This is a genomic window from Enterocloster clostridioformis, from assembly GCF_020297485.1.
GTDB classification, from domain to species: Bacteria; Bacillota; Clostridia; order Lachnospirales; family Lachnospiraceae; genus Enterocloster; species Enterocloster clostridioformis.
Genome location: NZ_JAIWZC010000001.1, coordinates 2,765,189 through 2,778,058, shown reverse-complemented (window position 1 = coordinate 2,778,058; position 12,870 = coordinate 2,765,189). Strand labels below are relative to the sequence as shown.

Here is a 12,870-nt window from a genome sequence, read left to right as displayed (position 1 = left end):
GACTATAAGAGGATAGATGTTTTGCGTCTTGCTTCTGCCATATAGACCTCCCGCTTCGGATTGTAATCCATTAGTTTTCTATAGGCATTATACAATGAAATCCACCTCCTGAGGATACTGTCACTTGATATATGATATTTTATACACAAATCAACTAACGAGCCGCTTCCATGAAGATACTCTTCAACAACCATCATTTTGAATTCTTTGGTATAAGAACGGTTTCCGGCCAACTTGTAAAAAGCAGATTCGCTGTCAACCCGATACAGAGCAACCCAACTTTCAAAGCATCCAGGATATCCCTTTTTCGATGTATATCCTAATCGGGCACCAATATCGCGAAAAGAAGAAACTCCGGACAAGTATTCCTTGACTATATTGATTTTTCTTCAGGTGAATACTTTCTTTCAACATAATCCCCCTTAAGTAGATTTTGGTTATTTGCCTTGTCTACTTAAGGGGAATCATATCATTGCCCATATGGGCAGGCCGCCTGTTCTTTGTCTGCTGATTTACTGTTTGGCCAGAGCGTGCATGAGCTCCGCCGTGGTCGGGTACAGCTTGTCGTACACTTCCTGGAAGGCCTTGTATTGCTCGTGGGCCTCGGGGTTGGGATGGAAGGTGCAGCCGGGCTTGATGAACTTGGTCAGAGCGGCAAAGTCCTCGAACTCGGGGTATTTCACGGCCGTGGCCGCCATCATGGCGTCGCCAAAGCTGGCTCCGATGGTGACTAAGGGCGTGTTGATTTCTTTGCCGGTCACGTCGGCCACGATCTGCATCCACTGGGGATTCTGCACGCCGCCGCCCACGGCGAAGATCTGGTCGATGTCCGCGTTGTCGTGGGCTTCCATGATGCGGATCTGCTGGTTCACCGAGTAGGCTACGGATTCCAGGGCGCTGCGGTAGAGATGGGCGCGGGTGTGGGCCAGGGTCAGGCCCAGCAGGCAGCCGCAAGCCAGAGGATCGTTGATGGGGGTGCGCTCACCGGCAAAGTAGGGCAGGGTGATCAGGCCGTCGCTGCCGGGGGCGATCTGGTCCACGCCCTCCATCATGGTCTGGTAGGCATCCGGCCCGCCGCTCTTCTCGGCGGCAACGGCATCCGGGAACAGGTTATCGCGGTACCACTTGGTCAGGGAGCCGGCGGCGTTGGTTCCGGCGGAGATATCGCACAGACCGGGAACGATGAACTCCTCCCGCCACAGGCGGTCGTCATCCACCAGCTCCTTAGTGCCCAGGATCATATAGATGGAGGAGCCGAACTGGATCATCATCTTGCCCGGGGCCACAACGCCGATGCTGATGGCCTCGGCGCCGGAGTCGTCGGTGCCGGTGCTCACCGGAGTGCCCTCCTTGAGGCCGGTCTCGGCCGCAGCCTTGGCGGTCACGGTGCCGGCGATATCGTTGGCCTCCTTGATGGCGGACAGCTGGTCAGGGCGGCAGATGGGTTTGCACAGCTCTGGATTGGGCGTGCCGTCGCTGTTGTACAGCGGGTTAAAGCTGGCCAGGCCCAGGAAACGGTCCACCACGTACTCGCCGGTGAGCTTGGCGGTGATGAAGGTGGAGGCGGTGATGAATTTGTGGGCCTTGGCGTAGACCTCCGGCTCATTGTTCTTGATCCAGAGAATTTTGGGCATGACGTCGGAGGAGCACAGGGGACGTCCGTACCACTTTTTGATCTGCTCCTCGCCGTAGAGCTCGGTCAGATCCGCCATCTCCTTGGTGGCGCGGGAATCGATGCCGTAGAGAATGGCCTTGCGCAGGGGACGGCACTCCTCGTCCACGGGCAGGCAGTCGGCTCCCAGGGCACTGGCGCCCACCGCCAGAATGTCCTCGGGGTTCACCCCGCTGTCTGCGATCAGCTTGTTGCTGATCCGGCAGAAGTCGCCCCACCAGTCCTCGTCGGCGTCGTGCTCATAGTGACCGGGTCTGGGGTTGGTCATGGCGTGCTCGGCGCTGGCCGTGGCGATGATGTTGCATTCCTGGTCGATGATGACGCCCTTGCTGGAGTTGGTGCCGGTATCGATGCCCATAAAATACTTTTTGTTGTTCATAGTAACCCTCCCAAATATTGAATTGTCAGTTGCAGTGGAAATGTGCCGTCACCCGCGCTGCCCGGATCTACCGGCTGTTTTCCTCCCGTAGTAGCTGTGGAGGAACTTGATGGCGATCACCAGGCAGGCGAAGGAGACAGACAGTGTCAGGACCACGTTGGAGCCGCTGAGGCCCGCCACAATGTAGCCCACGAAACAGCAGCCCGCCACGGTCAGGGCGTAGGGCAGCTGGGTGGTCACGTGTTCGATATGGTTGCATTCCGTCCCGGCGCTGGAAAGGATCGTGGTGTCCGAGATGGGGGAGCAGTTGTCGCCGAACACGCTGCCCGCCAGGGTGGCGGACAGGGATACGGTCAACAGCTGCTGGGCCAGAGCGTAAGCCACAGGCGCGATGATCGGAATTAGGATGCTGAAGGTACCCCAGGCCGTGCCTGTGGAGAAGCTCAAAAACGCTGCGATCACGAACACGATGGCCGGCAGCAGGAAGATGGGAAAGCTGGCCTTGGCCAGGCAGTCGCTGACAAATTCCGGCGTCTGCAGGATGTCGCGGCACACGGAGCCGATGGTCCAGGCCAGAAACAGGATACAGCAGGCCGGGATCATGGTCTTAAAGCCCTTGGTGACGCCGTTCATAAACTCCCTGAAGGTCATGAGCTTGCGGGGCACGAACATGACGAGGGCCACCGCCAGCGCGCCGAAGCCTCCCCAAACCAGGGATTTCGAGGTCTCGCAGCTGCCGAAGGCGTTGCCGAAGTTCATGTAGGACTTGCCGCCGGGCACGAAGAACCCGCCGGTGTGAAGCATGGCGGCGATGGAGAAGAAGATTAGGAACACAATGGGCAGAAGCATATCCACCACAGTGCCGCGGTCGGAGGATTCCGCCAACATCTCATTCTCCGATTTCACGGAGCCCAAGTACCCTCTGGCGGCCATGGCCTCCGCATCGACCATGGGACCGTAGTCCAGGCCGGTGAGGATGATGATAAAGATCATGGCGATGGACAGCAGGGCGTAGAGATTCAAAGGAATCGTGGAGATAAATACCTCAAATCCGTTTTGGTAGTATCCGGTGGCCTCCAGGTTGCTGCCCACGGCGGCGGCCCAGGATGAGATGGGCGCGATGATGCACACGGGCGCTGCGGTACAGTCGATGATGTAGGCCAGTTTGGCGCGCGATACCTTGTATTTGTCGGTCAGCGGTTTCATGACGGTTCCCACGGTCAGGCAGTTGAAATAGTCGTCGATGAAGATGACGATGCCCAACACCGCGGTGGCCAGCAGGGAGAGCTGCTTGGACTTGATCTTTGTCGAAGCCCATTTTCCGTAGGCCTTGGAGCCGCCAGCCATGGAGATCACGAACACCAGCCCTCCCAGCATGCAGACGAACAGGATGATATACAGGTCCGCACTGTTCACCATCAGGTCAAAGGCGGTGCCCACCGTGCCTGCGATGGGGTTTAAGCCCATGCCCATGGAGTAGATGAAGGTGCCGGCCATGATGCCGACGAGTAGCGACGATACAACTTCTTTCGATACAAGCGCTAAAGCGATTGCCAGTACGGGCGGTACCAGAGAGAGCCACCCAGCGTAATAAGGTTCCACAAGTCCAATTCTCCTTTATTTTGTCGGGTAAACCACGCGGCCGTCCACGATGGTCATAAATACTTTCATACCGCGGGCCTGGGCCGGATCAACCTTGAATAAGTCTCCGTCCAGCACGGTGATGTCCGCCAGCTTTCCGGCTTCCAGGGTGCCCAGATCCCTCTCGCAGCCCAGATTGTACTGGCCGCCGCTTGTCCAGGCCTTTAATAGCTCGGAGACCGTCAGGGTATTTTCTTTATTAAAGGGTTCGCCGCCCTCGGGGAACAGGCCGCCCACGGTGTGGTACACGGATTCCGGGATGTCGTCGTAGAGCAGGGGCAGGTCGGTGCCGCAGGAGATCACCACGCCGTTGTCCGCCATTTTCCGGCGGTTCCAGTAGTAACGGCCCCGGTCCATGCCGATCTTCTCCTCGATCATGGCGATCTTGCTGGCCCGGTCCGCGATGGACATGATCTGGGGATAGACCTCGGCCACGATGCCCAGCTGTCCCATGCGTTCTAAGTCCGCGGGATCGGAGCACTCCAGGTCGGTGATGGCCTGGCGGTTCTTCAGCTTCCCGTTCTCATCCCTCTGGCACTGTGCGAAAATGTCCACGGTTTTGCCGATCGCCCCGTCGCCCTGAGCGTGCAGGGAGAAGCGGAAGCCCTCCTGGTCCGCAGCCAGAGCGTCGCGCTTTAAGCCCTCCCAGTCGATGTCCTTGGCGCAGCAGGTGTCGGCGCAGAGGTAGGGCTTCTTCATCTCGCCCTCCAGCTGGCTGATGGAACCGTCGGTCATCTGATTGTAGCCGGAGAACCGGACAAAGCCGCCCTGGAATTTGTCGCGCATGGCCTTGCCGTACTCCAGGTTCATGGGAGCGCCCACGGGCTGGCTCATGAAGTGGACGCGGGCGGTCAGCGCCTGGTCCTTCTCCAGCTGGCCCAGCGCGTCGGTGAAGCCGTAGAAGTCGTCAAAACCCATCTCCTTCACCGAGGTGATACCCCGGGAGTTCATCATGGCCAGATAGTTTTTGAATTCCGGCACAGAGTAGCTGTGGTCGCTGAGCACGTATTTCAGCAGCTTCCAGTAGCTCTCGGACCAGTAGGTGTCGGGGGTGAAGCCGTAGACGGTCCTGGCCGCGCTGTTCATGTAGCAGGTCTCCCCTCCCTCCATAAACAGGATCACCGGGGTTTCGCCGAATTCCTGGTCCAGTTTTTCCTGGGTCAGGCTGTCAAAGCCCGGCTTTACGTTCCGGGCCAGCACGGTGTTACCGGGTTTTAAGGTGTTCTGATACGCTTTGGCTGCCGCCAGCACTTCCTCTACGGTGCCGCAGCCGCTAAAGTCAGCGCCTGCGATGGTCAGAAGATAGCCGGTAAAGAAGCAGTGCACGTCCGCAAAACCGGGACAGATCAGGCGGTCGCCCAGCTCGCGGATTTCGGTGTTATCACCGGCATACTCTGCGCCGTCCGAGGGGCCGACGGCCAAGATCCGGTTGCCGGCGATGGCCACGAAGCCGGGCTGCGGCTCTGAGCCGGTGCCGTCGAATACGGCGTTGGAGCGCAATAAAAGGTCTGCTTTCTGCATGTGAATTCCTCCTTTGATGAGATGGATAAGATAAAACATATTCCATACCAATTCTGTGCAAATCATAACACAGACCAGCTTCAAATTCAATAAAGAAAATCCTATTGGCGGAAGAATTGTAAAAAGAGCTGAAAATCACCATATATTTTATACAATATGCACAATAATGCCAGGCGAGTGGTTGAAAAATGGGAATGGTGGTTGACAAGAAACAGGGAACATAGTATGCTCAAAGTGGGCTAAAATATAATAAAACATATATAATTTTAGAATTCCCCGAAACTTCAGTGTGAGGGCATTGCAGAGATGAGGAGATTGTTGAAATGAAGCGGAAATTGATCGCAATGGATTTGGACGGCACGGCGGTGGACGCTGCGGGCAGGCTGGCGCCGGGCGTGAAGGAGGCGATTGCCGCCGCCAGGGCCCAGGGACATATGGTCGCCTTTGTGACCGGACGGGCGGACACGGATATGGCGCCCCTGGACTGTGAGTATGATTTTGTGGACTATCTTATATTAAATAACGGCGCCAAGCTGGTCTGCGGAAGGGACGGCCGGGTGCTGGACAACGAAGTGCTGAACCGGGATGAGGTGGAGCGGCTGATCCGCTTCTGCCAGGAGCATGATATCCAGGTGTATGTGATCTGCGGCCGGGAGTGCTATGCCAGCAAGTACGGAGACCGTCTGGCGCGCTACATGGATTCCATCGGTTGCCGGCCCGACTATTTTGACGATCTGTCCCAGGTGCCCACGGACCGGGTGGATGGCATGACCATTCTGGGCGATGCAATGTCTGTGCTCTCAGCCGTCCAGGAGCAGGGAGTCGCCCTGCGGGCCGTGCTCTCGGAGCCGGGCTGCGTGGATGTGATGAACCCGGGGATCAACAAGTGGAACGGCCTTGAGGCGTTGCTGCGCCTGATCCGGATGGAGCGGGAGGACGTGGTGGCCATAGGGGACTATGACAATGACCTGGAGATGATCCTGCAGTCAGGCATAGGCGTGGCGGTGGGCAATGCCAGGGAGTGCGTGAAAGCCGGGGCGGATTATGTGACGGTCCGGGATAATGAGGCCGGAGCGGCCGCGGATGCGATCAACGAGCTGGTGCTGGGCGCAGCCTCAGGGCTCTGCTTGAAGAACGGAATATAGGGTTGAAGTGAGGGATCACAGACGAAAAGCGGGTGAAGAATTGCCGCCTTCCGGCGTGATCTCTTTTGGTATAAAAATTACTGTACCATATTTATCTAAAAACGTATAGGTGAGAAAATATGAAAAATATATGTGCAAAATGCATATAAATAAAATTTGATTATGTCGATAATAATAAATTGACACAAGTAAGTGAATCTGCTATACTTCAAGTGGTATAAAAAACTGAGTAACATATATAAGATTAGGAGGAGAACGATGAAAGTTGCGGCAATAGGCGATAACTGTATTGACGTATACGAGCGGATCGGCAGGAAGTACCCCACCGGCAACGTTGTGGATACCGGCATCAATATTCAGAAGCTGGGAATACCGGTCTCCGTGATCAGCACCACCGGGTCCGATGAGAACGGCAAGTGGATGGTGGAGACGCTGACAAAGGAAGGCGTGGATTTGAGCCACTTTAAAGTGGGGGACGGGGCCACCGCCATCACATACATGGATATGGACGGCCTGGACCGAGTCCACGGCGACTACGTGGAGGGCGTGTTGGAGAACATCGTGTTTGACGATGAGGACATCCGCTTCGCCTCGGAGCACGATCTGGTACATACTGCGCTGTGGGGCAAGGCGGAGGACACACTGCCTAAGATCAAGGCGCTATCCGGGACGAAGATCAGTTTTGACTATGCGGACCGGCTGGACCACGAGCTGGTGGAGAAGACACTGCCTTACGTGGATTACGGCTTTTATTCCTACCACAAGGAGCGTGCTCCGTTTATCGAGGGCTATTTAAAGGACAAGGTGGACCGGGGCATGAAGATTGCGGTGGCCACCTTCGGCGACAAGGGCAGCCTGGCCTACGACGGCAAACGGTACTACGAGGGCGGTATCTATCCGGCCCAGCTGGTGAACACCGTGGGCGCCGGGGACAGCTTTATCGCCGGTTTCCTGTACGAGATTCTGATGGGCTCTGACATTGAGAAGTGCCTGGACACCGGAGCCAGAGTGGCGGCCAGGGTGGTCAGCACCTTTCATCCCTGGGAGGATTAATTATATGAAGAAACGGATTCTTTGCTACGGCGATTCCAACACCTGGGGTTACGTGCCGGTGACTGGGGAGCGCTATGACGAGGACGTGCGCTTTACCGGAGTTCTGGCCGGGGAATTGGGGCGGGATTACCGGGTGGTGGAGGAAGGCCTTGTGGGCCGCACAACCGTATTTTCCGACCGGATGGAGCCGGAGCGGTGCGGAATCGAGCACCTGCTGCCCTTCATCCTCTCACAGCTCCCGGTGGACTGGATGGTCATTATGCTGGGCACCAACGACACCAAGACCCATTTCCACGTGAACGCAAAGGAGATCGGGTACGGGATGGAGGAGCTGATCATAAAGGCGCAGCATATCCTGAGTATCCGCGGTTCCAAGGCAAAGATACTGCTGGTGGCCCCGGTGCCCATTCACCCTGAGGACGACCCCATGTTCGACCGGGAATCCGCAAAGAAGAGCGAGGAGCTGAGTCTGGTTTACAGGGAGCTGGCCCGCAGCTGGGACTGCCTGTTCCTGGACGCCGGCACCGTGACCAGAGAGGTCGGAGGAGACGGAATCCACCTGACTGCCAACGCGCACGTCGCCCTTGGAAGGGCGATTGCAGCAATATTAAAAGAGAATGAATAAAAGGGGGTAAAGTTTGAAACAAAGAAATAGTGGTTAGAAAAAAGTAAATTGTATGACAAACAAGCCATCTTACGGTGGCTTCAAAAAGAAAATATAGACACAACACCTAATTCATGGCAGGAACGATATCATCTTTAATGGTGTATCCACGCTGCTTTAGTAGATTAAGTGCCTGTGGAGTAGTCAATACTTTTGCTTTATTCACAGGACGTGATTCAAGAAAACCTTCTGCTGTATATGGTTTTAAATCTGAAAGCATGTGCCAGATAGCGGTCAGGAGCATACGGCAGATTGCGATAATGGCTTTCTTGTGACCACGGTGCGATTTAATACGCTTATAGCGGCCGGTTATTTCAGGATGTTTCTTAGAACGCAATAAACCATTTGCAACTTGTACCAGAATGGGTTTAATAAAATTACCAGCACGGGAAATTCGAGTTGATTTGATTCTTTTGTTGCTTTGGTCATTGCGCGGACAACATCCTGTCCATGAAACGAGGTGCTTAGCTGAGGGGAAAACAGACATGTCACCTCCGATTTCAGAAAGGATTTGAATGGCAGTCATTGGATTTTTATCAAATCCGGGAACTGTACGAATTAGATCAAGAGCGGCCTGGTATTTATCAGAGAGACGAAGGATTTCCCGTTCTATTTCTTCCGGATGCTTTTCTAATTCGTCGATATGATTGAGGCACTGACGAAGTTTAATGGCCTGTTCAGGAGAAATAGCTCCGTCAACAGCGGCTTGGATTTCTTCCATAGGTGTTTTACATCGACTGTCTACAAAAGGTGCCACATCAAAGCAAGAATCACAGAATTATTTGCCTTTTCCAAAACATTATGTGCGCGCAATACTTGCCGGTAGATTCCATACAGACTTCAGAACAGTTATACTTTGCAAGCCAATCACACAGTTCCTTCAATCCTTTGGAAAAGGAAGAGAAACGAGCTTGTTTGTAATCGGTTCTGCCGTTTGAATCGGTGATGCCAATGCAAGCGTAGATCCAGGTTTTGTGGACATCAAGTCCACAGCAGTTAAAACGAAAAATTTTGAAAGACAATAAAATAACCTCCTGAATTTTTCAGAAGGGGAATAGAATTGAAAAGCGAAAAGTAGTGACAGGGTTTCATAACCCCATCGGTGCCTTTCGCAGAAAGGTGGTTTATATTTATGAAACTTGGTATGTTTACATCCGGTTATCAGCGCAACCCGCTGGAGCACTGCTTTCAGGACGCCAAGCGTTTCGGCTACGATTTCATCGAACTCTGGGGCGGCAGACCGCACGCCTATGCGCCGGACTTAAAAGACGGTGAGCTGGACGATGTGAAGCGCCTGATCGACAAGTATGAGATGCCGGTGCTGGGCTACACGCCGGAACACAATGGCTATCCGTACAACTTCATGATCGGCAGCGAGCTGCAGAGAAGGGATGCGGTGGAATACTTAAAACTCAGCCTGGATATGGCTAAGGAGCTGGGATCCGACTACATGCTGATCTCTCCGGCCCACGCAGGCTATGAGGCCACCTACGAGGAAATCTGGACCCGCATGGTGGAAACCATCCGCGAGCTGGGCGACCACGCGGCCCAGGTGGGCGTGAAGCTGGTGGTGGAGACACTGACACCCTACGAGAGCAACGCGTTCAAGAGCGCCAACGACTTAATCGAGCTGTTTAAGCGCGTGGACAATCCCTACGTGGTGGGCATGTGCGATATCGTTCCTCCCTACGTACAGCACGAGAGCATCATGGCTTATCTGAGCAAGATGGGCGACAGGATGTACCACATGCACATCATCGACGGCGACCAGGGCACCGACAGCCACATCGTTCCGGGCGAGGGCTCCATTCCGCTGCCGGAGCTGTTCAAGGAGCTGAAGGAAGCGGGCTATGAGCGGACCGCAACCCTGGAGCTGGTGACCGGCTACATCAACGAGCCGCGCCTGTACGCTAGAAGAGCCATCGACAGAGCCAGAGAGTACATGAAAGAGGCGGGCTTTTAGTTTTGTATCATAACAGAACACCTTGGAAAGGAGACATACGATGTTTATTGATATTCATGTGCATCCGACCTTTTACGATCCCATCAACGGGGATGAAGCGGTGGAGGAGATGCGGCACAATGCCCTGGATATCCACAAAAACGGCACTGCGCCGCTGGAACACATTTTCAACCAGATGCGCTGCGCCGGACTTGACAGGCTCTGCCTGTTGCCTGAGGATTACACCTCGGAGCTGGGCAGGCCGGTGGTGACCAACGAGGAGGTAAAAACCCTCGTGGACCTGGCCCCGGATAAATTTATCGGCTTTGCCAGCGTGGACCCGTTCCAATCCGGAGCGGCGGAAAAGCTGGAGCACGCCTTCGGAGCTCTGGGCTTAAAGGGCTTAAAACTTCATCCGTCCAGACAGCATTTCTACCCCGGCGACGAGAGGCTGAGCGCTGTGTACGACGTCTGCGAGACCTACAAGAAACCGATTATTTTCCATAGCGGACTATCCTGGGAGCCCAACACGCTGACCAAATACTCCCGCCCCGTGGAGTTTGAGGAGCTGGCCGCCGTGCGGCCGAACCTGAAGATCTGCCTGGCCCATTTCGGCTGGCCCTGGGTGCAGGAGACGGCGATGCTGATGCTCAAGTACCCCAATGTGTACGCGGACACCGGTATCCTGTACTTTGACAACGCCTGGGAGTTTTACAAGCAGGTGTTCAACCATGACCTACCCGCCACCTGGATCGACCGCAGCCTGCGCCACCAGGTGATGTTCGGCAGCAACAACCCGCGGTTTGAGCAGATACGCATGGCTGACGCTATCGGCAAGCTGGGATTCAGAGAGAGCACCCTGGAACTGATCAAAGGCGAAAACGCCATCGAGTTCCTGGGCGGGCTGTAGGAGGTGATTCGCAGTGGTGATTTTAAAAGAGATTACAGTGCTGACAACCCAGTACAACCAGTGGATCCGCATCACGGATGAGATCGAGCGGGTGCTGGCGGAGAGCAAAATACAGGACGGCATCGTCAATGTGATCAGCCGCCACACCACCACAGGTGTCACGGTGAACGAATCGCTGGAATGCTTAGAGAGCGATATGTCGGAATTCCTTTCCCGGCTGGCGCATGAGGACTGGCCTTACGCCCACGCGCGGATGCTGCGTGACTACGGCTCTACAGCCGGAAACCCCACAGGCCATCTCAAATCCCTGATGACCGGCAACCACTGCCACCTGGTGGTGAGCGGCGGCCGGCTGGAGCGGGGCGGTGCCCAGGAAGTTTATTTCTGTGAATTCGACGGTCCGGCCAAGCGGACCTTGATGGTACAGATCATGGGCGAGTGATAACGCCCCAAGAAGTGAAACATACGCGCTGCAGCGCGATGCGATAGGGTTAAGGTTCCTATAAACCAAATACAAAAAAGGAGATATGAGTATGTCAAATCCAAAAACTCCGTCACAAAGTGCAAATGAACTGAAGAGAAAGCTGGGCCTGGGAGCGGTTATCGCGCTGGGTGTCGGCACCACCGTTGGCTCCGGTATCTTCTCCTCCCTGGGAGAGGTGGCAAACGCCGCCGGAAGCAGCCTGTTCCTGGTGCTGGCCTTCCTGATCGGAGGTCTGCTGCAGATTCCGGCAAACTTCTGCTATGCGGAGCTTGCCAGCGCCTTCCCCGAGGACGGCGGCCAGTACGTATATTTTAAAGAAGCGGGCTTCAGACCCCTAGCCTTCCTCTGCGGATGGATCAGCTTCTGGGCCACAGACCCGCCCAGCATTTCCATCATGGCTCTGGCTATCGCCAACTACCTGGCTTTCTTCATCCCGGTACACGGCATCATCCTGCGCCTGGTCGCTGTGGCCTTTGTGTTGATCTTTATGATGATGCACCTGCGCTCAGTGGAGGGCGGCGGCAAGTTCCAGACCATAATCACGGCGCTGAAGATCATTCCCTTCGTGCTGATCATCGGAATCGGTATCTTCTTCATCAAGGGAGAGCTGTTCCTGTCCTCAGCTCCGCTGGCAACCGTGACTGCAACAGGATTTACCGCGCTGATGGCCGGTATCTCCGCCACCACCTGGTCCTTCGACGGTATGGCCGCCGCCTGCTACATGTCCGGCGAGATCCGTGAGCCCAAGAAGAACCTGCCCAGAGGCCTGATTCTCACCGCATTCATCGTGCTGGGCCTGTACGTTGGCCTTACCCTGACCGCTTCCGGTCTGCTGAGCGTGGATGAGCTGGCCGCCTCCGAGGCACCAATCGCCCTGCTGGCTTCCAAGATCCCGGTGATCGGCAACTATGCCGGAACCATCGTGGCAATCATGGCGGTTATCGTGGTAGTAGGTTCCCTGTCCAGCTGTATCATGTTCCAGCCCAGAATCGAGTACGCAATGGCAAAGGACGGCCTGTTCTTCAAGTCCTTCGGCAAAGTGCATCCGAAATATGAGACCCCGTACTTCTCCATCCTGGTACAGTGCGCGGTAGCAATTACCCTGATTTTTGCCAGCTCTCTTTCCGACCTGCTGGGATACTTCACCCTGGTAGCGTTGATGAAGAACTTCCTGACCTTCGGCACCATCATCGTGCTGCGCAACAAGGCCCACTATCAGCCGGCATACCGTATGCCCGCCAGACCTCTGATGGTCGGCATCGCCATGGTAATCACCGGCACCCTGATCTGGTCCACCTTTATCTGGGCTCCGGTAGCCGGTATCGTATGCGCGCTGCTGGCAGTTGTGACCGGACTTCCGGTTTACTATTTCTGGGAGAGCCAGAACAAGAAGAACGCTGGAAAGTAACGCTTAATTAGCAGCAGTATGGTTGACACTTCGTGGCAGATGTTCTAAGAT

General features: G+C 55.3%; 12 protein-coding genes. 7 read left to right on the top strand and 5 right to left on the bottom strand.

Annotated features, from left to right (window positions below):
• Window positions 1–2: 2 nt before the first annotated feature.
• The 4 genes from LA360_RS31370 to LA360_RS13970 all read right to left on the bottom strand — a co-directional run bounded on the left by LA360_RS31370 (window position 3) and on the right by LA360_RS13970 (window position 5,213).
• Entirely contained in the window at window positions 3–194 is a 192-nt protein-coding gene (locus LA360_RS31370) for a helix-turn-helix domain-containing protein (protein ID WP_242997694.1), read from the bottom strand.
• 318 nt (window positions 195–512) lie between these two features.
• Window positions 513–2,051, bottom strand: coding sequence for an FGGY-family carbohydrate kinase (locus tag LA360_RS13980; RefSeq protein WP_112482073.1), 1,539 nt, complete (start codon window positions 2,049–2,051; stop codon window positions 513–515).
• A gap of 48 nt (window positions 2,052–2,099) precedes the next feature.
• Window positions 2,100–3,653 carry a Na+/H+ antiporter NhaC family protein gene (locus LA360_RS13975; protein WP_112482072.1) on the bottom strand — a complete coding sequence of 518 codons (1,554 nt, stop codon included), beginning with the start codon at window positions 3,651–3,653 and terminating at the stop codon, window positions 2,100–2,102.
• Window positions 3,654–3,668: 15 nt separating this feature from the next.
• Window positions 3,669–5,213, bottom strand: a complete 1,545-nt coding sequence (locus LA360_RS13970) for an amidohydrolase (protein ID WP_089775830.1) — start codon at window positions 5,211–5,213, stop codon at window positions 3,669–3,671.
• A gap of 323 nt (window positions 5,214–5,536) precedes the next feature.
• Here LA360_RS13970 and LA360_RS13965 point away from each other — a divergent pair, with 323 nt between their 5' ends.
• From LA360_RS13965 to LA360_RS13955, 3 genes are all read left to right on the top strand, one after another.
• The gene (locus tag LA360_RS13965) at window positions 5,537–6,358 is read left to right on the top strand and encodes a Cof-type HAD-IIB family hydrolase (RefSeq protein ID WP_089775832.1); all 822 of its coding nucleotides are present in this window, start codon (window positions 5,537–5,539) and stop codon (window positions 6,356–6,358) included.
• Window positions 6,359–6,616: 258 nt separating this feature from the next.
• A complete protein-coding gene (frlD, locus tag LA360_RS13960; RefSeq protein WP_089775834.1) occupies window positions 6,617–7,411 on the top strand; it encodes a fructoselysine 6-kinase in 795 nt (264 codons plus the stop codon).
• Window positions 7,412–7,415: 4 nt separating this feature from the next.
• On the top strand, window positions 7,416–8,036 hold the full coding sequence (locus tag LA360_RS13955; RefSeq protein ID WP_089775836.1) for an SGNH/GDSL hydrolase family protein: 621 nt from the start codon (window positions 7,416–7,418) through the stop codon (window positions 8,034–8,036).
• A 106-nt stretch (window positions 8,037–8,142) separates the two neighbouring features.
• On the opposite strand, the gene LA360_RS13950 is transcribed toward LA360_RS13955, so the two are convergent.
• Window positions 8,143–8,796: a transposase gene (locus LA360_RS13950; protein ID WP_318653990.1), complete on the bottom strand. Its 654-nt coding sequence runs from the start codon at window positions 8,794–8,796 to the stop codon at window positions 8,143–8,145.
• Window positions 8,797–9,177: 381 nt separating this feature from the next.
• Here LA360_RS13950 and frlC point away from each other — a divergent pair, with 381 nt between their 5' ends.
• The 4 genes from frlC to LA360_RS13930 all read left to right on the top strand — a co-directional run bounded on the left by frlC (window position 9,178) and on the right by LA360_RS13930 (window position 12,819).
• The gene (frlC, locus tag LA360_RS13945) at window positions 9,178–10,038 is read left to right on the top strand and encodes a fructoselysine 3-epimerase (protein ID WP_225537539.1); all 861 of its coding nucleotides are present in this window, start codon (window positions 9,178–9,180) and stop codon (window positions 10,036–10,038) included.
• A gap of 40 nt (window positions 10,039–10,078) precedes the next feature.
• A complete protein-coding gene (locus LA360_RS13940) occupies window positions 10,079–10,927 on the top strand; it encodes an amidohydrolase family protein (protein ID WP_089775839.1) in 849 nt (282 codons plus the stop codon).
• A 13-nt stretch (window positions 10,928–10,940) separates the two neighbouring features.
• Window positions 10,941–11,369: a secondary thiamine-phosphate synthase enzyme YjbQ gene (locus LA360_RS13935; protein WP_065548478.1), complete on the top strand. Its 429-nt coding sequence runs from the start codon at window positions 10,941–10,943 to the stop codon at window positions 11,367–11,369.
• A gap of 91 nt (window positions 11,370–11,460) precedes the next feature.
• The gene (locus LA360_RS13930) at window positions 11,461–12,819 is read left to right on the top strand and encodes an amino acid permease (RefSeq protein WP_112482071.1); all 1,359 of its coding nucleotides are present in this window, start codon (window positions 11,461–11,463) and stop codon (window positions 12,817–12,819) included.
• Window positions 12,820–12,870 lie beyond the last annotated feature (51 nt).